This window comes from Streptomyces sp. NPDC088400 (assembly GCF_044753355.1).
In the GTDB taxonomy this organism is placed as follows: domain Bacteria; phylum Actinomycetota; class Actinomycetes; order Streptomycetales; family Streptomycetaceae; genus Streptomyces.
On sequence record NZ_JBIVMZ010000001.1, the window covers coordinates 609,196 to 631,233 of the forward strand.

Sequence of the window (22,038 nt, forward strand, 5' to 3'; positions counted from 1 at the left end):
GGAGAGGGAGGGGAAGCCGGGAGGGAGAGCGGAAGCCGGCGGAACGGGAAGCCGTCCGGGCCGGACAGGCCCTGAGCGCCGTCAGCGCCGTCAGCCGGCCGCGACGGCCTCCCGGCCGGACAGCTCCGTGACCACGAAGTCGACGATCTTGTCCATGGTGTTGTAGTTCTCCAGCCGGAAGCCGGCCTCCCGGGTGGGCAGGCCGTACCGCTTGGAGGCGCGGGAGAGCAGCTCGACCTGCTTGACCGAGTCGACCCCCAGCTCGGCCTCCAGCTGCACGCCGTCCTCGAAGACCTCCTCCGGGTACTCCAGCGCCTCCGCGTACAGGGTCCGCAGTTCGGTGTGGATCTCCGCGCGGTCCGGTGCCTCGGCGGACGGCGCCGGCGAGGAAGGAGCCGGTGCGGCGGGAGCGGTCGCCTCGGTGCCGGGCGAGGGCGCGGGCGAGGGTGCCTGCGCCGACGGCCGGCCGGTGCCCGCCGGCTCCGGGGTGAAGCCGTCCAGGTCGTCGGCGATGCGCCGGAGCACCTCGTCGCCGTGCTCGGCCCAGTACGCCTCGAATACGTCGGCGGGCACCGTGGGGGCCAGCAGTTCGGCGAGGCCCGGGGCCTCGGTCACCCCGGCCAGACCGGCGTCCCGCAGGACCCGCAGGGTGGCGTCCAGCGCGAGGCCGCCGTCGCCGTCGACCGTGAGCGAGGGCAGGGCGCGTACGTCCGAGCCCTTGGTCAGCCGGACGACGAGCTTGGACAGCGCGGCCCGCCCGCCCGCTTCCACGAACGTGTCGACACCGGCGGCCTGCAAGTGCCGGATGGCGGCGGCGAACCGTACCGGGGTGACGAAGTGCTCGGCGAGACGGTCGGCCAACGCGTCGTCGGGCTCGTAGTACCGCTGGAGGATCGGCGAGTACACCAGGTGCTGGAGCGGGTGCTGGTCCAACTTGCCTACGTAGGCGGCGAATTCGGGTACGGCGGGGGCGAGGGCCGGGGTGTGGAAGGGGAAGGGGGCGTCGATCTCGATGGCGCCGATGCCCAGTTGCCCGGCGATCGCGATCACCCGGTCGAGGGTCTTGCCCGGGCCGCTCACCACGGTCTGCTCGTCGTGGTTCTCGGTGGCGACGGCCAGCATCGGGTCGTCCAGCAGGTCCAGCAGCCGGCGGGACCGGTCGGCATCGGCGGACAGCGCCACCATGCGGCCCTCGACACCGTTCTGCCGCTGGATGACCGCCACGCGCTGGGCGACGATCCGTACCCCGTCCTCGACGGAGAACGCGCCGGCGGCGACCAGTGCGGTGATCTCGCCGAGGCTGTGGCCGACGAGCACGTCCGGACGTACTCCCTGGGCGTCCAGGATCTCGTACGCGGCCAGGCCGGCGGCGTAGATGGCCACCTGGGAGGCCCAGGCGTCGTCGTCGAGGAGTTCGCGCAGGTCCGTGGGGCGCGCTCCGAGGAGCACGTCGGATATTCGGCGCGAGAACAGGCTCATGGTCTCCGCGTCGATACGCTCGAAGACCCGCTGGACCTGCGGGTACTTCTGCACGGCCATGCGCAGGGCATCGCCGTCGTAGCCGCCCTGGCCGGGGAAGAGGAAGGTGGTGCGCAGGTCCGTCGACGTGTGGACGGTCATGGTGTGCCTCCAAGCTGGTGGTACGGATCGGATGAATACGCGGGATGCGCGTGCGGCCGTAGGGGGCGCGCGGCGGGCGACAGACAACAGGCGGCGGGCGGCGGGAACAGGGAGAAGGACGTGGCTCAGGCCAGGTACTGGCCCATGGGCCCGAGGTTCTTGGCCACCAGCCGGTCGGCGGTGCGGGCCGCTCCGGGGATGTGCCGGGGGCCCCCGCGGGCCAGCCAGCGCACCATCCGCAGTTTCCAGCCCGGCCCGCTGCCCGGCTCCAGGTGGTCGAGCAGGGCGTGGATGCTGGCCGGCGAGTAGAACTCCGCCGGGTGGACCATCGTGGCGAACATGCCGACCATCGCGCGGCCGTGCGTGGGGCTGCGGTTCATGGCCCGGATGAACGCCAGCTCCGCGGGCGAGTGGTCCGCGATCGTCGCGTGCTCCCGGGTGTAGCGGTAGTGGCCGGTGACCAGGTCGTCGCGGTCATGGGCGTAGCGGGCGAGCGCGGCCCGCAGCGGTTCGGTGCCGGAGAGGCCCGACTCGACGGCGGCGGCGAGGAGTTCAGCGCCGCGCAGTCCGTCGGTGATCCCGGCGGCGGTGATCGGGTCCCGGGTGTAGCCGGCGTCCCCGGTCAGCGCCCAGCCGGGGCCGTGCGAGCGGCGCAGGAAGTTGGGTACGGACCCGGTCATCCAGCGGTCGACGCGCTTGGTCGTGCGCAGCAGTTCGGCCCGCTCGGGATCCACCTCGTCGAACGCGGAGATGACCGTACGGTCGCGGTCCTCGTCGCTCGTCGCCTTGAAGTCGGCCACCGGCAGGGCCACTCCCACGATGGTCAGCCCGTCGTGGGTCGGCCAGGTGAACGCGTGCTTGCCCGCTTGACGGTAGGTGCGCACCCGCCCGTCGTGCGGCAGCCCCTCCCAGTACGACCAGTGGCTCTTGTTGAGGACCGGGTGCGCGTCGTACTTCGGCGCGTCCACCAGCCTGGCCACGGTCGAGTTGGAGCCGTCGGCCCCGACCACGACGTGGGCGCGTTCGACGACGGGGGTGCGTTCCGCCGTCTCCCCGCGCACACCGGTGACCGTGCCCGCGTCGTCGGTGGTCAGCTCCCGGACCGAGACGCCGGTACGGAGTTCCGCCCCGGACCTGACCGCGGCGTCCAGCAGGATTTCGTCGAGCCTGGCGCGCTCCGGGGAGTACGCCTCGCCCACTCCGTCCACGGCGGGCAGCCGGGCCATCAGCTCCACCGGGCCGCTGCGCAGGCCGTACTCGGTGATGGGCGGGCAGCCGGTGGCCGTCAACTCGTCGAGCAGGCCCCAGCGTTTGAGCCGGAGTATGCCCGGCGGGTGGACCAGGTTGGTCGCCGCCGCCTTGCCGCCCGGGAACACGGCCCGGTCGAGCATCAGCACCTTGTGGCCGGCTCGGGACAGCAGCATGGCCGTGGCGGCGCCGCTGATCCGTGCGCCGACAACTATTGCGTCGTACATCTCGACTCCCTGCCACTGGCTGGTCGACTGTCGGGCGAATGCGTACGGTCGGGGCCTTGCCAAGGGCCACCCCTGAGGGGAGCGGTACCTTCAGGGCCGGGCCCCTGGACGGTGTTCGGGCGCGGCTGTCACCACCGCCGTGAGGCTCGGCGCGGCTGTCAGCGCCGCGAGGGTTCCAGCAGGTCCGCCGGGTCCGTCTTCACGCTGTCCGGGCGCTCCTCTCCCTGTTCCTTCCACGCGCCGTTCCGCTCCCTGGACTTGCGCGGTGCGGTGAGGATGGCGACGCAGCCGAGGGCGGCGATCGCGGCGCCGATCCAGGTGGCCGGGACCAGGCCGTCCACGAACTTCTGCGGCGAGCTGTAGCCGCCCTGGGAGGTGAACACCGACGTCAGCACGGCCACGCCGAGCACACCACCGAGCTCCCTGAACGTGTTGTTGGCTCCGGAGGCGATGCCCTGGTCACGGGGGGCGACGATGTTCATGGCCATCTCGGCCGTGGGCGCGAAGAACAGCCCGAGCCCGATGCCGCCGAGCACCAGCCCGGGAACCTGGTCGGCGTACTCGATGTCCACCTCGGTCACCAGGGCGAGCCAGCCGAGGCCGACGGCCTCGAACAGCAGCCCCGCGGCGACCACCAGCCGGTTGCCCAGCCGCGCGCTGAGCAGGGCGGTGAGCGGGGCGACCACGACCGGCATGGCGGTCCACGGCAGCATCCGCACCCCCGCTTCGAGCGGCGAGAAGCCCTGGATGTTCTGCATGAACTGGGTCAGCAGGAACACCAGCCCGAACATGGCGGCGAACATCAGCAGGCTGGCCGAGTTGACGGCGCTGAACGAACGGTTGCGGAACAGCCGCATCGGCAGCATCGGATCGCGGGTGCGCAGCTCCCAGAGGACGAAGGCCGCGATGAGTACGACTCCGGCGATCAGGTAGGTCAGCACCTGGCCGCTGGTCCAGCCGTGCTCGGTGGTCCGCACGAGGGCGAACACCACTCCGAACATGCCGAGGCTCAACAGGACGGTGCCCACGGTGTCGAGGGCGCTCTCCGGGTGCTTGCTCTCGGCGAGCTTCCACAGGCTGAGTGCCAGCACCACCACACCGATCGGCACATTGACCCAGAAGATCCACTCCCAGGAGATCTTCTCGACGACGGCGCCGCCGATGAGCGGCCCGAGCGCGACGGCCAGTCCGCTCAGCGCACCCCAGATGCCCAGCGCGAGGGCACGCCGGCGGGGCGGCACCGCGACGGTCAGCAGGGTCAGCGTCAGCGGCATGACGATGGCGGCGCCGAAGCCCTGCACGGCACGGGCGATGATCAGCTGCTGGGAGGTGTCGGCGAGGGCGCACGCCGCCGACGCCGCCGTGAAGACGACCAGCCCCACCACGAACATCCGGCGGCGGCCGAATCGGTCACCGGCCGCCGCACCGGCCATCAGGAAGACGGCGAAGGACAGGGTGTAGGCGTTCACCGTCCATTCCAGGTCCTGGAGGCTCGTGCCGAGGGACTCCTGGATGGCGGGCAGAGCGGTGATGACGACGAGGTTGTCCAGTGCTGCCATGAAGACCGCGAGTCCGGTCACGATCAGGGTCCACACGGAATGACCGCGTGAACTGGACCGATTCGACATAGAAAAGCCCTCCGAAGGGGTGGGTGGCGGGGGTGCGCCGAAGGAAGCGGGCCCCGGGGTGGCCGCGGCCGGCGGTGGGACAGGGCGCGCGATACGGCCGGTTACGCCGCGGGCCGCGCGTCCATCGCGTTGAGCTCGTCGAGGGCTTCACGCCACAGGGCGGCCAGCCGCTGGGCGTCCGGCAGTCTGCGGTCGTACAGGAAACTCACCTGGACCCGGGAGCCGCAGGACAGCAGCGTCACCGACAGGCCGTTGCCCGGCAGCAGCACACCGAGCGGTATCGCGTCCACCACCGGGTCGCCGCAGAAGGAAAGAGAGCCGGGCAGAAGGTAGTTGGAGGCGTACAGCGGGGACGAGCGGGGGCTGAGCAGACGCCTCACCGTCCAGCGGATCAGGGCCGCCGGGAGCAGGGCGACCAGTGCCCTGCTGGCCGGCCGCAGACCGTTGGAACGCATCCGCTGGGTGCTGCCGACGAGTTGCGCGAACGCCTCGGCGGGCGGCAGTTCCTGTCCGGGCAGCGTGACGACGGCCGTCGCGAGGTGGTTGCCGACGGCGTCCTCCTCACCGGCCTGCCGGGTACTCAGCGGCATCCGCACCGGTACGGGCGACGCGCGGAACACCGAGCGCGCGTCGCGGCGGCCGTCGCCCGCCGTGCTCCAGGCGGACAGCGCGCCCCACAGAGCCATGAGGAAGGCGTCGTTGACGGTGCCGCCGAATTTCCTTCCTAGCTCGCTCAGTTCACGCCGGGTGGCACTCGTACTGCACATGGCCAGGTTCTCCGGGCCGGGGTACGTACTGGGCCAGATCCGGCCGGGCGCCAGCCCCCGCACCATGCCGGCGCCCACGCTGAGCGCGCCGTGCAGCAACTCGCCCGGCCCGGCGGTGAACAGCGGTCCCGCGCGCCGCCCGTCCCGGGGTGTCCGCCCCGGCTGCGGAGTGTCGCCGAACAGGACGGCGGCGACGTGGGCCGCGCCCATCCCGTCCTCAAGACCGTGGTGGACGCGGTAACAAACGGCGTACTCACCGTCCGCGTACCCGTGGACGAGGTGGATCGACCACAGAGGGCCGCTCTCGCTCAGCGGCCGGCGCACCAGGGCGGTCAGCACCTCGTCCAGCGGGGTGCCGGCCGGGAGCTTCATCTCCTCCACGTGGTCGCGCAGGTCGAAGCCGGGACTGGGGGCACGGAATCCGCCGCGCCTCCCGGTCACCGTCCCGTGGGTCAGCCGCGGCAGGCCGGGCAGCCGCTCCGCCAGGTGGTCATGGAGCTTGTCCAGCGAGGGCGCCTCTCCACGGAACCGCAGGAACTGCCCTTGGACCAGGGTGGGTTCCCGGTCCATGGCGAGGAAGACCTCGTCGATCGGGTTGAGTGGATGTGTCACTATCCGCTCCCAGTCGATTGTGTCGGGAAGCCGGCGTCCGTGTCGGGGAAACCGGCGTCGGTAAGGCACGCGGGTACGGTCTCGGGCCTGTCCGGCGGTCCAGGACGGACGGGCCCCGGCCGCCCCGGCGTGCGTCCACCGTGAGCGCGGCGGGCTGGGCCGGCATGGGCGTGTCCTTTCCTTTCTCCGTCACCGCGAAGGGGGAGATCAGCGAGTCCACCGAAACCGGGGATTTCGCAGGGTGCGTCTCCGGAAAAGTTCTGGAGGGAAACCGGGTCCGTGACCTCGGTCTTTCCTTCCCGTCATAAACTATCGGGCATTAATTCTGCGCGGAATCGCACTTTGGTACAGGTGGCGATAGGAGTGGGCGACAAGCCCCGCTTGCAACCTGGATTCAACGCGCAATTTACTCAGCACTTGTGCCACATGAAGCTTGACCGTGCGTTCGGTGATGTTCAGTCCGCGCGCGATACTGCGGTTGGAACAGCCCTCGCCGAGAAGCTCGAATACTTCCGCCTCGCGCGCGGAGAGCAGCGGGACCCGTTCCAACTCCGACTTCCAGGAGGGCGGTTCGTCACCGCCTTCACCGACGGGGCCCACGCCTCGGGCTGCCACTCGGCCTGCGGCACAACCCGCGGCATGTCCTCCGGCGCCACCTTCCGCGGCACCGTCTGCCGCGCGGTGCGCCTGCTTCTTCCCCGCTCCCGGACCCTCTTCCGGTGCGTGCGAACGGGTAACGGCGATGCAGATCAAGACGACTCCCCCTGATGGTGAATCCGGATCGTCGGAACGCCGGCTCTTCACCGTTCGAGTATTAGGGGCCGGTACCGGGGTTTGTCAAGAAATAGAAAAGTTCTCCCGCAGGGCGAGAATGCCGGGCGAGGCCTCTCCCGGCACATGAGAAACGGCGGCGGTTTCTCATGTGCCGAGAAACGAATATTTCGTGAACGCCGGTCACACCATATGCTCCGCCGGGCGGTTTTATTTGCTCCGGAACGGTAAGGGCTCTGAGGCGCTGATCGTCGCGTGAGCGATCGTGAGTGATCCGTGTGAGTGATCCGTGGGCCGGGGACCAGAACGAGCTGGTCCCCGGCCCCCGGGTTCAGAACGAGCTGGCGGTCTCCGACGACCAGGCGCCGAGGCCGCCCGCCTCGGTGAACGCCTTGGCCGCGCCCTTCATGGCCCCCAGAATGCCGGCGGTCCACTGGGGCATGGCCTCCTTGGGCTTGAGTACCGCCACGGAACCCATGATCAGCCCATCCCAGCCGACAGGCACAGCAAGGCCGTTCCAGTCGGCGGCGCACTCCTCCGAGTCGATGGCCACCCCTTGTTCGCGTACGGCCCTCAGGGAGGCCAGCAGGGCTTCTTCGTCCCGGAACGCCCCCGGGCCCGCGTCCGCGGGAAGCGGCTCGGCCAGCACACCTTCCTGGATGACCTCCGGCAGATGGGCGAGGATCGCCCGCCCGCAGGCACCCGTACGCAACGACTGAAAGACCGTCAGGAGCGCACGCCGGCTGATGCCGAGCTCCGCCAGGTCCGAGTCGCCGACTGCCATGTCCAGGCACTGCTTCCTGGCGCCGCCGAAGGGGGCCAGCCCGAAGAGGAACACGAGGCCCCCGTCGGTCGCCTTGCGCATCTCCTCCAACACCCCATGCGCCTCAGCGGTGTTGGGCGCGTGCGTGAGGGCTTTCAGGCCGAGACGCGCGGCACCGGAGCCGAGCCGGTAGAGGCCACGCCCCTCGCGTGCGAATATCCCGTCGTAAATGCCGGACTGCAGAATGCGATGAACCGTCGAGTCGTCCAGCCCGGTCGCCTCGGCCAGCTCACCCGGACCGTGCACCTGCCCTTCGAGCTCGGTGAAAGCTCGTTGGACCCGGAAGACCCGGACGGCGTGGTCGCTTCCTCCTTGATTACCGTTCTTGGCCATGTTCCCCGTTCCCCGTTCCCCTGTTGAGCGCCCTTTCTGACGCCACGGCCCGTGCCCGACAACGGCACCAGGGACCTTTTACGACCCTACTATTCCATCCCGGCCATGTGGCTGGTATAGGCCGGGGATGGGGTGCTCGTGAAGGTCGGGGACGCGGGTGCCGGGTGGATCACCGGCTGCTCCTCGGCGGAGTGCTGATGGGAAGTCAGCTGATGAGGAGGCGGCTGATGAGGCGTCAACTGGTGGCGAGGCGGCGGCGTTCGAGGATTGCGGCGAGGGCGTAGGCGCCGCCGCCGGCGATGGTGAGGACCCAGTAGAGGCCGGGGTCGTCGAGGAAGAGCGCCGTGGTGGAGGTCAGTGCGAGCCAGGCGCCGAGGCTGTAGTGCAGGAGGTTGCGGCGTGCGGCGCCTTCGGCGAGGTAGAGCAGGCCGACGATGAGGCCGGAACCGGTGGGCCAGAGCGTGGACTGAAGGTCGGGCATGCCGAGCGTGGACGTCAGGCCGGTGATGGCGAGGAACAGGGCGGCGAAGGCGACGACCCAGGCGGCGCCGAGCAGTTTGCCGGAGAGGATGTCGTCGGGGTTGGTGGCGGCGCGCTGGGCGCGGCCGGCGGCGATGGTCGCGTTGACGGTGCCGGCCGCGAGCCCGATTCCGAGGAGCGTCAGGGGCAGCCAGCCGGGCATGTCGAGCAGGGGGGTGGCGCCCTGGGAGACCGCGGCGGCGCCGTGGCCGAGTACGTAGGCCAGTCCGAAGCTGATGTAGGCCGCACGGTTGTCGACCTCACCGGTGGGACGCGTGGCGGCCACGGACTCGGGGGTGAACGGCGCGGTGGGGGCGGTGGCGGACATGGCGGAACCTCCGGAGTTGCGGCGGGACGGGGACGCGTAGGCGGCGAGGGGCATTTCGTCACGTTCCGGGGACGAGGATGACCTTGCCGAGGACGGTGCGGGACTCGGCGAGCGCGAGCGCGGAGGCGGCGTCGGCCAGCGGGATCTCCGCGGCGATCTGCGGGACCAGGGACCCGTCGGCCACCAGTCGCAGTACCTGGGTGAGGTCCTCGCTCAAGTGCCGCTGCCATACCGCCCGGCGGCGTTGCCCGGCCCAGTAGTTGTAGAAGTGCGCGCTCTTGCCGTTGGGCAGGGAGTTCCATGCCGTCAGCCGCGCGAACAGTTTCAGTATCGGCAGCTGCGAGCTGCCTTCCTGGTCCTTCGTCGCGGCGGTGCCGTAGGAGACCAGCGTTCCGCCGCGGCGCAGCAGCCGCCACGACTGCTCCAGCGCGGCGCCGCCGACATGGTCGAAGACCGCGTCCACGCCGTCCGGCGCGAGCTCCCGGATCCTGGCGTACATGTCCGGGTCGCGGTAGTCGACCGGGCTCGCGCCCAGTTCACGCACGGTGGCGTGGTGGCGGGGCGACGCCGTGCCGATCACCGTGATGCCCGCGTGCCGGGCCAGTTGTACGAGGGTGGAGCCGACGCCGCCGTTGGCGCCGAGCACCACGATGATCCCGCCCGAGCGGACCTTCGCCATCCGGTGCAGCAGCTGCCAGGCGGTGATCCCGTTGACGAGCACGGTCTCCGCGGCGGCCGCGTCCACGCCGTCGAGTACGGGCATCAGCTCCGCGGCGTCGATCAGCAGGTGGCTGGCCCACGCGCCGGTCTTGGTGACGGCGGCGAACCGGTGTCCGGTGAGTCCGGTGTCCACGCCGGGCCCGGTGGCGGTGACCGTACCCACCACGTCGTAGCCGGGCACGAAGGGAAACGGGGGCTGGTTGAAGTACTTGCCGCGGCGCATCTGCTGCTCGGCGAACGCGACCCCGGTCGCTTCCATCCGCAGCACGACCTGGCCCGCGGCCGGCGCCGGAAGATCACGGGTCCGGACCTCAAGACCGTCCGGCTCGACCGTGCCGGGCAGGACGATCTCGGTGGCGCGGACGGTGGCGGTGCTGGTGGCCATGGCATACCCCTCAAGGCTTCGCTCGTTTGCTTACGGTCGTAACACTACGAGCGTAAGGTGTGGCTCTGCAAGAGGGATACGGCGATAAACTTCACGGCGTAAGGTGACAGCATGGAAAGCATCGGAACGGCGGCCTCGCCCCCACCGAAACGGACCCGCGCGCGCAACCGTCGTGGCGAGGGCGGGCGCCTGCGCGAGGACATCATCGCCGCCGCGGTGGAACTCCTCGACGAAGCGGGCGACGAACGCGCCATCACGCTGCGATCGGTCGCCCGCCGGGTCGGAATCGCCGCCCCGTCGATCTACCCGCACTTCCCCGACCAGCCGGCCATCATGCTGGCCGTCGTGCGACGGGAGTTCGCCGAGTTGCGCAACAGCCTGCACTCCGTGGCGGAGAAGTCCGGGACGGACCCTCGGCAACGGCTCTACGCCGTATCCAACGCCTATCTGGATTTCGCCCGGACCCATCCCGAGCGCTACCGCACGATGTTCGGCGGCCTGTGGATGCCGGACCTGGGTGACAGTTCCCTGACCGAGGCGGATCTGGCCACACTCGGCGACGAAACCATGCGGATCCTGATCGACACCCTCGCCGACTGCGTCGCCGCCGGACAGTCCACCAGTACCGACCCGTCCGGCGACGCGGTCGCGCTGTGGCTGGGCCTGCACGGACTCGCACACCAGCGTGCCGTGTCCCGTGTCTTCCCCTGGCCGGAGGACATCGGCGACCGCATCATCGCCGCACTCGCCCACCTGAACGACCCGGACGCCTGAGCCCCGGCCCGGGTCACGACCCACACCACCAACTCACCGTTGTCGATCGTGTAGACGACTTGGTAGTCACCCACTCGTAGGCGGCGGCGCTCGGGCCGGGACGCGAGTGGGTGGTGTTGAAGCCGAGTGGGTCGCTTTCCGGCTCGGTCAGCCTGGCCAGGACGCGGAGCGCCATGTCACGGGGGATCTTGCGTAGCTCAGTCTGAGCTTCGGGCCGGAGGACGGTCCGGTACCCACTCGGCACGTGCCAGCGTCTCCCGCATGATGTCCTCAATCGGGATGCCGGGTACCGGATTCGCCATGCGCTCGTCGATGATCCGGTTGATCTCGCGCTCTTCCCGCTCCTGGTACTTCCGAAGCACCTCGATGGGCACGACGGCCGCGACTTCCTTGCCTCGGCGCGTGATCACGGTGGGTACGTCGTCCCGGTCGGCCCGCTCCACGACCTCGGCCAAGTGTGCGCGCACGTCGCGGACGGACTCTATGGGCGAACGCTGCGTCATGCACCCAAACGTACCGGGTGTCCCATGTATGCACGACGTCGTGGAATGGGTCGGGTTCTGGTCCTTTGCTGCGGCCTGATTCCCGTGCTGATGTGTTGCCGACTCAGTCTCGTCGCTGCGGCGCCAGCTTCTGCAGATCGAGGTTGATCTCGAAGGGCACCCGAAGGCGCAGTGTGTCCCTGAAGATCCCGACGGGTGCATAGGCGGCGGTCGGTTCATCGAGTTCGTAGGCATGGACGACGGGTGCGCCGTCCTCGTCCTCGATACGCCAGTAGTACGGGATACCGGCCTCGGCGTACTTGCGGAGTTTCACCGTGCGGTCCCGGTGGGCGGACTCGGGGGAGACCACCTCGATGGCGAGTCGTACCTCATCCGGCGCGAACCATGTGCGGTCTCCGTCGAAGTCGGCTGTCGTCACCAGCAGATCCGGCTCGGGCCGGTTGCGTTGATCGAGTTTGATGGTCATTTCCCGCGCGACTCGTACGTCGGCGGGTGCCTGCCCTATGAGGGCGACGGTGAGCATCGTGACAAGGCGGCTGTGCCACAACCGCTGCGGGGACACCCTGAAGACGAGTGCTCCGTCGATCAACTCGGTGTGGCGGGGTGCCTCGGGGAGGCGGTCAAGGTCCTCCGCGAACCAGCCTTCCGCGCGCGGCGGGCGCATCCAGTCGGGCAGTGCGGTCATGAGCCAACGGTAGCGAGGTAGGACCAGGCCACGAGGTCCTTGCCGCAAGGGCCGCCCTCCGCTGGCCGGGGGCGTTGGGCTTCCGGAACCGGATCTCGGCGGATCGCGTCGTCCGGGGTATGGGAAAGGACCAGAAGGCGGTGACGCGCGGGTGGGGCGGGGCCTTGGCCGTGGTGGGTGGGTTTCTCGTGGGGTTCCTGGTGTGGGGGACCGGTGCCGCGCCGGGGCTGCGGGGCGCCTTTGAGGGGGAGCGGGATCTGAGCCTGCTCTACGCCGAGTTGCCGCTGATGCTCTTCGGGATGCCCGCGCTCGCCCTGGGGGCGTGGGCGCTGGCCGTCGGGGCGTTGCGGGTGCGCGAGGGGATGGCGGTTCTTGTGGTCGTTGGCGCGCTGGCGCTGGGGGCCTGGGGATGCGCGGAGTGGCTGGATCTGCGTACGGCGTCGTTCACGAGCGACGGGCCGCTGTGAATCGCTCGTTGTGAGCCGCTCCCTGTGATGCCGATCCGTCGTGATGCCTGTCCGCCCGGTCGATACGCCCGGTCGATACGGGCGGGCGGATCCGGTCCGGGAGGCTCAGCGCTGCCCTGCCGGGCTCCTCTCCACGGTCAGTTCGCTGATCCCCGTACGGGTCTCCCCGGGCGGCGCGTGCACCGTCACCCGGACATGGCGGGCCGCCGTTCCCGGCCGCGGCGGCTGCCAGGCCGTCCCGTCCTCCGACGTCTCCACCTCGTACGAGGCGGGGGCCGGGCCCGTCCAGTGAGGGGTGACGGATGCGACCGGGCCGGCGCGGCCCACGTCCACCGTCAGCGTGGCCGTGGCGTCCGAGGGGACCCAGGCGGTGGCCGGGCTGCCGTCGACGGCAGCCGGCGCGTACAGGCCCGGGTCCTCCGAGGTGGCGGTCGCCGGGCGGCAGCGGGCCGCGTTGTCCGTCGGGGTGAGGTCGGGACGGCGGGTGGGCAGGGTGAGTGTCGTACGCAGCTTCCGGTCGCCGTCCGGGGTGTGCACGGTGAACGGTTCGCCGGACCTCAGCCGGACCGTCGTCTCGCGGGCGCCGATGGCGATGTCGTACGTACGGCCCTGCCAGCGCAGCCCCCGCAGATTCACCCCGTCCGCCAACTGCGGCGGCAGCGTGGGGTCGAGCCGTACCCCGTCCTCGCGCAGCCGCAGCCCCGTCAGCCCGTGCGTGAAGACTTGCAGGAAGCCGCCCTTGCCCGTGAGGAAGTCCTGCGCGGGTGAGCCGGAGAGGGGATCGTCCGCCCCCGCCTTGGCGCCTCTGGCCTCGGAGAAGAGCGCGAAGGGCCCGCGTACGAACGGCTGCACCGACCGCCGGAGGTACGTGTACGTCGCGCAGCCCGGCGCTCCGATGGCGGCGGCGTCGATCGCGTGCACCGAGTCCGTCATCGCGGGGCCGTCGGGGTCGGTGCGCGCGGCGTAGTAGTCGAGGGTCGCGGCAGCGGCACCGGCGGGCATCGGCCACTCCAGCGGGTACGTCAGCAGGACGGTGTCCGCCTGCTTGATCCGCGAGCCGTCGTAACCCGCGTACTGGAGGTAGACGCGGCGCCCGGCGTCGTACGGAATACGGATGCGGTCCGCGATCCGCGTCCAGAGCGCGGGGGCCCGCTCCCCGACGAGCGCGGCTGCGCGGACGGCGTCGCGCAGCGCGGTGGCCGCGCCCGCGTTGGTGAAGACCCCGTCGGTGACGCCGTTGCTGTACTCGTCGGGGCCCGCCACCTCCTTGACCGAGTAACTGCCGTCATCGTTGGCGGTGACCCGGGAGGCCCAGAACTCCGCGATCCCGCGCAGCAGCGGCCAGCCGCGCTCGCGCAGCCAGCGGAGGTCGCCGGATGCCAGGTAGTACTGCCAGGTGGCGAGGGCGATATCGCTCTGGAGGTGGTTCTGGGTGACGCAGTGCGGTGGGTTCCAGCTCTGGCATTCCGTCCAGAGATCGCCCGTGCCGCCGCTGGTCCACGGGTGGAACAGGCCCTGGAAGCCGAGCTTTTCGGCGTTGGCGGCTGCGGCGGCGCGGGTGCGGTGGCGGTACTCGACGACCGAGCGCGCCAGTTCGGGGCGGGTGACCAGCAATCCCGGGTACATCCAGGTCTCGGCGTCCCAGAAGATCAGGCCCGCGTAGTTGTCGCTGCTCAGGCCGGTCGGGGCGAGGCTGTCGGCGGAGCCTTCGCGGACGCCGGTCAGCAGGCCGTACTGGGCCGAGCGCAGCCACAGTTGGAGATCCGGCCGCCCCGGCACGTCGACGTCGGCGGCCCACAGGCGTGACCAGGCGGCCGAGTTGGCGGCGAAAAGCGCCTCCCAGCCGCGATCGGCCGCGCGCCGGGAGGCGCCGAGGGCGGCGGCCCGGGGGTCGTGGGAGGTGAGGGCGGTGTCGATGCCGACGTATTTCGTGAAGCTGTACGTACGGTCCGCCCGCACCCTCAACGGCTCCCGCGCGGACGGGCGCAGGACCGAGGCGATGGCGCCCGCCGTGCCCGTACCGTTCGCGCGGAAGGTGGTGACCTCGCCCTTCGCCCCGGTACGGGTGATGCGCCGCGCGCCGCGCCAGTCGAGCGAGCCGGTGACCGTCGCCTCGCCGCTCCAGCGCGGGGTGAGGCGCAGCCGTACGGCGCCGGTGTGCGGGTCGGAACGGTCGGTGAGCACCTCGTACGTCAGGTCGGTCGCGCGGCCGTCGGCCGTGGTCCAGCGCAGGCTCGTGACGACCACTCCGCAGCGCATCAGCACGCTCTGGCGGTAGTCGGAGATCCGGCCGCGCGGCCCGAACGTCTCGTCACCCACCCGTACGTCCAGCGTCGTCCAGGTGGGGAGGGCGGCGATCACCTGGCGATCGGCGGTGGTGGCGGGCTCGTGGGCGAACAGGCCGGACGCGAAGGCCCCGTCGTAGCGGGGGGTGTACAGCGGCCAGCCGGTCGGCGCGCCGTTCTCGGCGTAACCGGCGCCGGTGGGCGGGACGCGGACGCCCAGGTAACCGTTTCCGGTGTACGCGTGGTGGCTGTCGGCGGGGTCGATGCGGGTGGCGATGGGCGACCAGCCGGGGGCTTCGGCGCCCCTCTCGCCCTCCTGCTCACAGGTGGGCGAGAGGGACCGGGCGGGTGGGCCGTCGGCGTACGAGACCGGGGGCACGGTGGCGACGAGCGCGCCCGCGACGAGAGGGGCGAGGAGTTGCGTACGGGTTCGGCTCACTGGAGTCACGGGAGTCACGGGAGTCACGGGAGGACCGTACGAACCGGCCGTACGGCACGGGTGCGCGGGCGCGCGTGGTGAACGGCTGATTCAAGGCGGAGCGCGGAGACGGCTGATGCGGGAGCGGGCGTGCGCTGGGGGCGCGGACAGGCCCTGTACGGACAGGCCCTGTACGGACAGGCCCTATACGGACAGGCCTTATATGGAGGCAGGCCCTATACGTGTGGGTCCGGAGCCGCGAGCCCCGTCTTCGCTCCCGCGCCACAGAGCGGTACGACGACGGAACGGTCGGTCCACCCACCCACCGCCGCCCAGCAGGCCACGCCCGTCGACTCCACGAAGAGCCCCCGGGCGGCCAGGTCCAGCTGGGCGGCGCGCAGCTGGACCTCGGTCACGGTGAGGAAGGTGCCGCCCGACTCTCTTACGGCACTCAGGATCTGGCGGGCGCGCGGCGGATTCGGAATGGCGATGCCCTCGGCGAGGGTGGGCGTCGGCTCGGCGGCGGCCACCAACTCGTCGGCGCCCGCGTGGAAGGCGGTGGCCAGTGGCGAGACCGCCTCGGCCTGGACGGCGATCAGGGCGGGGCGGTCGGTGATGAGCCCGTGCCCGTACAGCTCGGCGATCGCGAGCGCCGCGCCCAGCAGCAGGGTGCCGTTGCCGACGGGGACGGCGATCGCCTCGGGCAGGCGGCCGCCGAGGTCCTCCCACAGCTCGTAGACGTAGGTCTTCGTGCCGTGCAGGAAGTACGGGTTGTGGACATGGCTCGCGTAGAAGGTGCCGGGTGTTCCGGCGGCGGCACGGGCGGCCAGGGCCGTGGCCTCACGGTCGCCCGGGACGCGTTCGAGGCGGGCGCCGTGGGCCCGGATCTGTTCGGTCTTCTTGGGCGAGGTGGCCTCCGGCACGTACACCGTGCAGGGCAGCCCGGCCCGCGCGCAGTACGCGGCGACGGCGGTGCCCGCGTTACCGCTGCTGTCGGCGATCACCCGCTCGGGGCCGAGCCGCAGCGCCAGCTCCGCGAGCAGCACCGCGCCCCGGTCCTTGAAGGAGAGCGTCGGCATCAGGAAGTCGAGCTTGGCGGAGACGGACGGCGTCAGCGGCACGAGCGGCGTGCGGCCCTCGCCGAGGGAGGTGACGGGCGGTGCGGGCAGCGGCAGTGCTTCCTCGTACCGCCACAGTGAATGGACCCGCCGGGAAAGGGATGTCAGGGGCACGGGCGACGCGTCGAAGTCGAGATCCCAGGGCCCCCGGCAGACGGGACAGCACCAGGCGTCCGAATCGACGGGGGAGCGGGTGCCGTCGGCCGGGCAGAGATACGTCGTCGTCATGGCCGCCAGCATGGCAGCCCCCACGAGGCCGCCCGTTCGCTTCCGTCCTTGGCTCCGGCTGTCCTTGGCTCCGGCCGTCCTACGTGTCCGCACCATGCCGCGCGGGCGATCGGCCGCCGCGCACAGGGGGCTCACGGGGTCATGGGGAGCGGCGAACGGTCGTCCGTACGGCAGTAACCCCTGCTTAAACCCCACTCATCACTTCGGGTGAAACTCTGGCCCATGCTTGCGGTCAACAACCTACGGTTGTCAGGCTGTTGCTGTCTGTCAACCTGATGGGAGTGGCCAGTGGCCTTCGGTGAGCAGCCCGCCTATCTACGCGTTGCGAGCGATCTGCGGGAGCAGATCGTCAACGGCGCGCTGCCGCCCCATACCAGGCTGCCCTCGCAGGCCCGTATCCGTGAGCAGTACGGCGTCTCCGACACGGTGGCGCTGGAGGCGCGCAAGGTGCTGATGGCCGAGGGGCTGGTCGAGGGCCGCTCCGGTTCGGGGACGTACGTACGGGAGCGGCCGGTCCCGCGCCGTATCGCGCGCTCCGGATACCGGCCGCCGTCCGGCTCCAGCCCGTTCCGGCAGGAGCAGGCGGAGACGGGCACGCGGGGGACCTGGGAGTCCAGGAGCGAGCAGGAGGACGCGGCGCCGGAGATCGCGGCCCGGCTCGGGATCACGCCGGGCGACCGGGTGATGCGTACGCACTACGTGTTCCGGGAGGGGGGCGAGCCGATGATGCTCTCCACTTCCTGGGAGCCCCTCGCGCTCACGGGACGCACGCCCGTGATGCTGCCCGAGGAAGGGCCGCTCGGCGGATGCGGGGTGGTCGAGCGGATGGCGGCCATCGACATCGTGGTGGACAACGTGCTGGAGGAGGTCGGCGCGCGTCCGGGCCTCGCGGAGGAGTTGATGGCGCTCGGCGGGGTGCCCGGCCATGTCGTGATGGTCCTGGAGCGGACGTATTTCGCGTCGGGGCGGGCGGTGGAGACGGCGGATGTGGTCGTCCCGGCCGACCGGTATCGCATCGCGTACCACCTGTCCGTCAGGTGACGGACGGGTGACGGACGATTGGGCGGTGATGGAGGGAGAGAGGGGGACGGGCGACGGGGGCCGCCCTGACGGCCCGTGGGACGCCGGAGGCCGTGGAGCCGGCAGCGATGCCTGCTTTTCGGCGCGTTGTTGGCCGGATGCGTACCTCTTTGTGAAAAGAGATCACCGCTGAGTGAAGGTCAGGCGTAGGCTCCGGCATATGCGCAATGCGGTTTCCTGGGGTTTTCCACAGAGATACGGCTCGGCGGCGGGAGGGGCTCGATGAATGAGGGCGGAGCCGTGCTCCCATGGCTGGTCATACGACAGGACGGCAACGGCAACCAATATCGCGTCGGCCGGTACGCCACCGAGGACGAGGCGAAGAAGATCGCCGACAGCCTCGACGGCAGGGGACAGGAGCGGCTCTACTGGGTGGAGCGCGTCAGCCAGGCCGCCCGGTAACGGGTCTGTCGTCAGGCCGCCCGGTAGCAGGTGCGCCGTGAGCCGCCCGGTAGCAAGTGTGCCGTCAGGCCGCCCGGTAACGCGGGCTCCGTCAGGCCACCGGTAACGCGGGCTCCGTCCTGGCCACGCCCCTCCCCGGCGGGGTTTTCCCGGGCGCACCCTTCCTCGGCGCGTGGTTCCCGGCCGTGCCCTTCCCTCCCCGGCCGGACTCTCCCGGCGCCGTGTCCTCCCTCCGTGGCGCGTTACGCTCCGGCGCATGACTGATCGTGTGGTGGTGGCAGGGGCCGTGTTCGACCGGGGGCGCCTGCTGGCCGCTCGCCGCAGCGCGCCGCCCGAGCTGGCCGGCCGCTGGGAGCTGCCCGGCGGCAAACTGGAGCCGGGAGAGGGGCCCGGCCAGGCCCTGGTGCGTGAGCTGCGCGAAGAACTCGGCGTGGAGGCGCGGCCGGTGGAGCGGATCCCCGGCGAGTGGCCGCTGAAGCCCGGCTATGTGCTCCATGTGTGGACGGCCCGGCTGCTCTCCGGCGAGCCCCGCCCCCTTGAGGACCACGACGAACTGCGCTGGCTCCGACCGGACGAGATCCATACCGTGGACTGGCTCGACCAGGACCGCCCGGCCGTCGCCGAGGCCATGCGCCTCCTCCGTACGCCTCCGTACTCCATTGGTGCCTCCGTGCGCCCGCCGGAACGGTAACCGCCTCAAATATCGGGTATGTGATGATTAACCACCTTAAAGAGGACGTGGGCCTCCCGTTGGTCCTGGGAAGTGATCGGCTTGATCGACACCGAGGGCGGCGCCTGCGCCGAGTGGACCTTCCCTGCCGAGCCCAACTCCGTACGCGCCGCCCGTCATGCGGTCGGCGACACGCTCCGCGACTGGAGAATGCCTCCCTCGGTCGGTGAGGTGGCGACCCTGTTGGTCAGTGAGCTGGTGACCAATTCCCTGCGCTACGCCTCCGGACCGATCGGGGTGCGGCTCGCGGTCCGCGCCGTCGCCGCCGGTTCGGACGGAGACGGGGCCGGTCCGGACGCCGCCGCCCTGGACAGAGCCGGTCCGGACCGCGTCCGCCCGGACGGTTCCGGTCCGGGCGGTCCCGGCCGGGACGGTGCCGTTCCCCGGCGTCCGGGCGGTCCCGGCGGGCTGGGCGGCGCCGGGAGTCCGAACGGGCACGACGGCGCCGTCGCCACGCAGCGTGGCGCCGCCCTGCTGGTGGAAATCTCCGATCCGCTGCCGGATCCCCCGACCGAACGTCCCGCCGGTCCCGAGGACGAGGGGGGCCGGGGTCTCCAGCTCGTGGCATGTTCCGCCCGCCGCTGGGGAACGCGTCGTGGGAAGACGGGCAAGACCGTGTGGTTCGAGCTGCCGCTCCCTGGTTAGAAGTCTGAAGGGACGATCGATCACGTCGGACTCGGCTCAAAAAGAACGAGACTGTGCTGTGATCGTGAACGCCGTGTCGGTCCGCGCCGTAGTGCTGAATACTGCGGGCAAGGCCGGTCCGGTGCGTGAGCTGGAGGGGACGGTCGCGTGAGCGAGATATCTGGGGCGGCGGGCGACGTCGTATGGCAGAGCAGTCCGCCCGGCTCGATCTATGACTACATCAGGGTCGCTTCTTTCTCGATCGGGCCTGACGGGCTGATCGAGCACTGGAGCGAGCGGGCCGCCGAACTGTTCGGAATGGGTCCGCACGAGGTCAGGGGCAGGGACCCGATTGAGGTGTTCATGCCGCCCGATCTGCGGTCGCGTGGACGCCGCAAGGTCAAGGAGATCCTCGACGGCAAGGAGTGGACCGGTCTGGTCCCCTTCAGCGAGGACGAGGGCGGCGGAGCGAGCGGGCTCGCCGAGATCTATGTGATGCCGAGCGAGACGGAAACCGGCGAGCGCGGTGCGCTCTGCATCGTCGTCGATGTCCACGCGCTTCGCCGGATCGAAACGGATCTCGCCTCATCGCAGGCTATTTTTGGCCAATCTCCTTTCGGTTTCATGCTGTTCGGAACCGATCTCACGATGCAGCGCGTCAATGAACGCTTCGCCACCGTCTTCGGCGGTGAGGTGGGCGCGCACCGTGGCCGTACGGTCCACGACTACCTTTCCCGTCCCGAGGCCGAGCGGATGGACGGCGCCCTGGCACGGGTGCTGAAGACCGGAGAGGCCGTCACCGACCTCCAGATCGTCGGCACCGTGCCCGGCGGCAGCGAACGCCGGCACTGGTCGGTCGACCTCTACCGCGTGCACGCCGCGTCCGGCCGCCCCCTCGGCGTCGCCGGAGTCGGCACCGATGTCACCCGCCGTCATATCGCCGCCCGCGAGGCCGCCAGCGCCCGGCGCAATCTCGCCCTCCTCAACGAGGCGAGTGCCCGTATCGGCAACTCCCTCGACCTGGAGACCACGGCACGCGAACTGCTCGACGTCGCCGTCCCCGGCTTCTGTGATCTGGCCTCCGTCGACCTCTACCAGAGCCTGCTCACGGGGGAGGAGGCTCCGCCCGGACGCTGGGGCTCCTCCGGGGCCGACTCCGGCGGCGGCAGTGCCCGGCTGCGCCGGGTCGCGTTCGCGAGCGCCGTGTCCGACGCCCCGCTGGCCGGGCCCGGCGGTGAGGACGACGACGGATACATCCCGCCGGAGGTCGGCGCGGTGCACCGGTTCCCCTTCAGCTCGATGTGCGCGAGCGCCCTGCGTACGGGCCGGGTCCAGGCCATCCCCGGCGGGACCGGCAGCCTGGTCCAGTCCACGTTCGCCGTGCCGATGGTGGCGCACGACACGGTCATCGGGCTGGTCCAGTTCTCCCGTACGAAGGGCAGCGAGCCGTTCGGCGAACGGGACCGCGCGCTCGCCCTGGAGCTCGCCGCGCGTGCCGCCGTCTGCATCGACAACGCCCGCCTCTACCGGCGGGAGCACGAGCGCGCGCTGATCCTCCAGCGCAGCCTGCTGCCGCCCGGCGACCCGGAGGCCGCAGGGCTGGACATCGCCTGCCGCTACCTGCCGGGCAACACGGCCACCGAAGTGGGCGGCGACTGGTTCGACGTCATCGAACTGCCCGGTCACCGCACCGCGCTGGTCGTCGGCGATGTCATGGGACGCGGTCTGCGGGCCGCCGTCGCCATGGGCGAGCTGCGCACGGCCGTACGGACGCTGGCGCTCCTCGACCTGGAGCCCGCCGAGGTGCTCTCCGCGCTGGACGAGATCGCCCGTGGCCTCGGCTCGCCCAGCGGGGCCCAGCAGGCCTCACGGGTCGCGCACAAATCGCGGGACGCGGACCTCGCCGAGGTCTACCTCGCGACCTGCGTGTACGCCGTCTACGACCCGGTCACCCGGCACTGCACCTTCGCCAACGCCGGGCACCCGCCGCCCGTACTGGTCGAACCGGGCGAGGAGGCGCTGATGCTCGACGTGCCGCCGGGTATGCCGCTCGGGGTCGGCGGTGAGCCCTTCGAGCAGGTGGAGGTCGAGCTGACGGAGGGCGCCCTGCTCGCCCTCTACACGGACGGCCTCGTCGAATCCCGGGACCATCCGCTGGACGAGGGGCTGGCCGGTCTCCGCGCCGCCCTCACCCATGGCGAACGGCCGTTGGAGGACGTCTGCGACCATGTGCTGAACACGCTGGACACCCGGCACGGCGAGGACGACATTGCCCTTCTCATGGCCCGTATCCAGGGGCTGCCGACCGAGGCGGTCGGCGACTGGGTGCTGCCGCGCGAGCCCCGCTCGGTCGGCCTGGCCCGGGAACTGGCCCGCACACAGCTGCTCGCCTGGGATCTCGAACCGCTGGTGGACACGGTCGAACTGCTGGTCAGCGAGCTGGTCACCAACGCCATGCGGTACGGCGAGGGCGAGATCAGGCTGCGGCTGCTGCTGGACCGTACGCTCGTCTGCGAAGTCTGGGACGCGGGGCTGGTGCAGCCGAGGCGACGGCGGGCCCGCGACACCGACGAGGGCGGCCGGGGGCTGCAACTGGTGGGGCTGCTGAGCGCCGCCTGGGGCTCGCGCCGTACGCCGCGCGGTAAGACGGTCTGGTTCGAACTGGCCCTGCCGGACGGCGAGTCGACGGCGGAGCCGTCGGTCGAGCAGCTGCTGAGCATGTTCTGAGTACGCGACGGGACGG

The 22,038-nt window shown here is 70.9% G+C and carries 19 protein-coding genes and 1 pseudogene; 7 read left to right on the forward strand and 13 right to left on the reverse strand.

Annotated features, from left to right (window positions below; translation table 11 throughout):
- Positions 1-90: 90 nt before the first annotated feature.
- The 8 genes from ACIQD6_RS02785 to ACIQD6_RS02820 all read right to left on the reverse strand — a co-directional run bounded on the left by ACIQD6_RS02785 (position 91) and on the right by ACIQD6_RS02820 (position 9,981).
- Positions 91-1,620: an acyltransferase domain-containing protein gene (locus ACIQD6_RS02785; protein WP_401877300.1), complete on the reverse strand. Its 1,530-nt coding sequence runs from the start codon at positions 1,618-1,620 to the stop codon at positions 91-93.
- A gap of 125 nt (positions 1,621-1,745) precedes the next feature.
- Entirely contained in the window at positions 1,746-3,095 is a 1,350-nt protein-coding gene (locus tag ACIQD6_RS02790) for an NAD(P)/FAD-dependent oxidoreductase (protein WP_401877301.1), read from the reverse strand.
- Positions 3,096-3,253: 158 nt separating this feature from the next.
- Entirely contained in the window at positions 3,254-4,723 is a 1,470-nt protein-coding gene (locus tag ACIQD6_RS02795; RefSeq protein WP_401877303.1) for an MFS transporter, read from the reverse strand.
- Positions 4,724-4,824: 101 nt separating this feature from the next.
- The gene (locus tag ACIQD6_RS02800; protein ID WP_401877305.1) at positions 4,825-6,102 is read right to left on the reverse strand and encodes a wax ester/triacylglycerol synthase domain-containing protein; all 1,278 of its coding nucleotides are present in this window, start codon (positions 6,100-6,102) and stop codon (positions 4,825-4,827) included.
- Positions 6,103-6,411: 309 nt separating this feature from the next.
- Positions 6,412-6,906, reverse strand: coding sequence for a LuxR C-terminal-related transcriptional regulator (locus ACIQD6_RS02805; protein ID WP_401877306.1), 495 nt, complete (start codon positions 6,904-6,906; stop codon positions 6,412-6,414).
- A 298-nt stretch (positions 6,907-7,204) separates the two neighbouring features.
- Positions 7,205-8,029 carry an IclR family transcriptional regulator gene (locus tag ACIQD6_RS02810; RefSeq protein WP_401877308.1) on the reverse strand — a complete coding sequence of 275 codons (825 nt, stop codon included), beginning with the start codon at positions 8,027-8,029 and terminating at the stop codon, positions 7,205-7,207.
- A 235-nt stretch (positions 8,030-8,264) separates the two neighbouring features.
- Entirely contained in the window at positions 8,265-8,876 is a 612-nt protein-coding gene (locus ACIQD6_RS02815) for an ABC transporter permease (RefSeq protein ID WP_401877309.1), read from the reverse strand.
- A gap of 58 nt (positions 8,877-8,934) precedes the next feature.
- A complete protein-coding gene (locus tag ACIQD6_RS02820; protein WP_401877311.1) occupies positions 8,935-9,981 on the reverse strand; it encodes a medium chain dehydrogenase/reductase family protein in 1,047 nt (348 codons plus the stop codon).
- A 111-nt stretch (positions 9,982-10,092) separates the two neighbouring features.
- On the opposite strand from ACIQD6_RS02820, the gene ACIQD6_RS02825 reads away from it, so the two are divergent.
- Positions 10,093-10,755, forward strand: a complete 663-nt coding sequence (locus ACIQD6_RS02825) for a TetR/AcrR family transcriptional regulator (RefSeq protein WP_401877313.1) — start codon at positions 10,093-10,095, stop codon at positions 10,753-10,755.
- Positions 10,756-10,769: 14 nt separating this feature from the next.
- Here ACIQD6_RS02825 and ACIQD6_RS02830 read toward each other — a convergent pair.
- From ACIQD6_RS02830 to ACIQD6_RS02840, 3 genes and pseudogenes are all read right to left on the reverse strand, one after another.
- Positions 10,770-10,999, reverse strand: a pseudogene (locus ACIQD6_RS02830) (type II toxin-antitoxin system RelE/ParE family toxin); the annotation flags it as partial.
- Positions 10,953-11,258: a type II toxin-antitoxin system Phd/YefM family antitoxin gene (locus tag ACIQD6_RS02835; protein WP_401877315.1), complete on the reverse strand. Its 306-nt coding sequence runs from the start codon at positions 11,256-11,258 to the stop codon at positions 10,953-10,955. The gene ACIQD6_RS02835 and the pseudogene ACIQD6_RS02830, both read right to left, overlap by 47 nt.
- Positions 11,259-11,361: 103 nt before the next feature.
- The gene (locus tag ACIQD6_RS02840; RefSeq protein WP_401877317.1) at positions 11,362-11,943 is read right to left on the reverse strand and encodes a Uma2 family endonuclease; all 582 of its coding nucleotides are present in this window, start codon (positions 11,941-11,943) and stop codon (positions 11,362-11,364) included.
- 119 nt (positions 11,944-12,062) lie between these two features.
- Between ACIQD6_RS02840 and ACIQD6_RS02845 the strand changes: the two genes are divergently transcribed.
- A complete protein-coding gene (locus ACIQD6_RS02845) occupies positions 12,063-12,410 on the forward strand; it encodes a hypothetical protein (protein WP_401877319.1) in 348 nt (115 codons plus the stop codon).
- Positions 12,411-12,515: 105 nt separating this feature from the next.
- Here ACIQD6_RS02845 and ACIQD6_RS02850 read toward each other — a convergent pair whose 3' ends face one another.
- Both ACIQD6_RS02850 and ACIQD6_RS02855 read right to left on the reverse strand, forming a co-directional pair.
- Entirely contained in the window at positions 12,516-15,134 is a 2,619-nt protein-coding gene (locus tag ACIQD6_RS02850) for a glycosyl hydrolase family 65 protein (RefSeq protein WP_401877321.1), read from the reverse strand.
- Positions 15,135-15,349: 215 nt separating this feature from the next.
- Positions 15,350-16,459, reverse strand: coding sequence for a threonine synthase (locus ACIQD6_RS02855; RefSeq protein WP_401877322.1), 1,110 nt, complete (start codon positions 16,457-16,459; stop codon positions 15,350-15,352).
- Between the two features lie 288 nt (positions 16,460-16,747).
- Here ACIQD6_RS02855 and ACIQD6_RS02860 point away from each other — a divergent pair, with 288 nt between their 5' ends.
- The 5 genes from ACIQD6_RS02860 to ACIQD6_RS02880 all read left to right on the forward strand — a co-directional run bounded on the left by ACIQD6_RS02860 (position 16,748) and on the right by ACIQD6_RS02880 (position 22,022).
- Positions 16,748-17,500, forward strand: a complete 753-nt coding sequence (locus ACIQD6_RS02860; RefSeq protein WP_401877324.1) for a GntR family transcriptional regulator — start codon at positions 16,748-16,750, stop codon at positions 17,498-17,500.
- Between the two features lie 261 nt (positions 17,501-17,761).
- Entirely contained in the window at positions 17,762-17,941 is a 180-nt protein-coding gene (locus ACIQD6_RS02865; RefSeq protein WP_401877326.1) for an SPOR domain-containing protein, read from the forward strand.
- 256 nt (positions 17,942-18,197) lie between these two features.
- Entirely contained in the window at positions 18,198-18,632 is a 435-nt protein-coding gene (locus tag ACIQD6_RS02870; protein WP_401877327.1) for a (deoxy)nucleoside triphosphate pyrophosphohydrolase, read from the forward strand.
- A 72-nt stretch (positions 18,633-18,704) separates the two neighbouring features.
- Positions 18,705-19,316: an ATP-binding protein gene (locus ACIQD6_RS02875; protein ID WP_401877329.1), complete on the forward strand. Its 612-nt coding sequence runs from the start codon at positions 18,705-18,707 to the stop codon at positions 19,314-19,316.
- Between the two features lie 147 nt (positions 19,317-19,463).
- Complete coding sequence (locus ACIQD6_RS02880) at positions 19,464-22,022, forward strand: SpoIIE family protein phosphatase (RefSeq protein WP_401877331.1); 2,559 nt, start codon at positions 19,464-19,466, stop codon at positions 22,020-22,022.
- Positions 22,023-22,038: the final 16 nt, after the last annotated feature.

Excerpts from the sequence above, each read along its gene's own strand:
- ACIQD6_RS02865 (WP_401877326.1), top strand. The coding sequence starts at position 17,762 with ATGAATGAGGGCGGAGCCGTGCTCCCATGGCTGGTCATACGACAGGAC.
- ACIQD6_RS02785 (WP_401877300.1), bottom strand. The coding sequence starts at position 1,620 with ATGACCGTCCACACGTCGACGGACCTGCGCACCACCTTCCTCTTCCCC.
- ACIQD6_RS02835 (WP_401877315.1), bottom strand. The coding sequence starts at position 11,258 with ATGACGCAGCGTTCGCCCATAGAGTCCGTCCGCGACGTGCGCGCACAC.
- ACIQD6_RS02845 (WP_401877319.1), top strand. The coding sequence starts at position 12,063 with ATGGGAAAGGACCAGAAGGCGGTGACGCGCGGGTGGGGCGGGGCCTTG.
- ACIQD6_RS02840 (WP_401877317.1), bottom strand. The coding sequence starts at position 11,943 with ATGACCGCACTGCCCGACTGGATGCGCCCGCCGCGCGCGGAAGGCTGG.
- ACIQD6_RS02870 (WP_401877327.1), top strand. The coding sequence starts at position 18,198 with ATGACTGATCGTGTGGTGGTGGCAGGGGCCGTGTTCGACCGGGGGCGC.
- ACIQD6_RS02820 (WP_401877311.1), bottom strand. The coding sequence starts at position 9,981 with ATGGCCACCAGCACCGCCACCGTCCGCGCCACCGAGATCGTCCTGCCC.
- ACIQD6_RS02825 (WP_401877313.1), top strand. The coding sequence starts at position 10,093 with ATGGAAAGCATCGGAACGGCGGCCTCGCCCCCACCGAAACGGACCCGC.
- ACIQD6_RS02795 (WP_401877303.1), bottom strand. The coding sequence starts at position 4,723 with ATGTCGAATCGGTCCAGTTCACGCGGTCATTCCGTGTGGACCCTGATC.
- ACIQD6_RS02855 (WP_401877322.1), bottom strand. The coding sequence starts at position 16,459 with ATGACGACGACGTATCTCTGCCCGGCCGACGGCACCCGCTCCCCCGTC.
- ACIQD6_RS02810 (WP_401877308.1), bottom strand. The coding sequence starts at position 8,029 with ATGGCCAAGAACGGTAATCAAGGAGGAAGCGACCACGCCGTCCGGGTC.
- ACIQD6_RS02815 (WP_401877309.1), bottom strand. The coding sequence starts at position 8,876 with ATGTCCGCCACCGCCCCCACCGCGCCGTTCACCCCCGAGTCCGTGGCC.
- ACIQD6_RS02790 (WP_401877301.1), bottom strand. The coding sequence starts at position 3,095 with ATGTACGACGCAATAGTTGTCGGCGCACGGATCAGCGGCGCCGCCACG.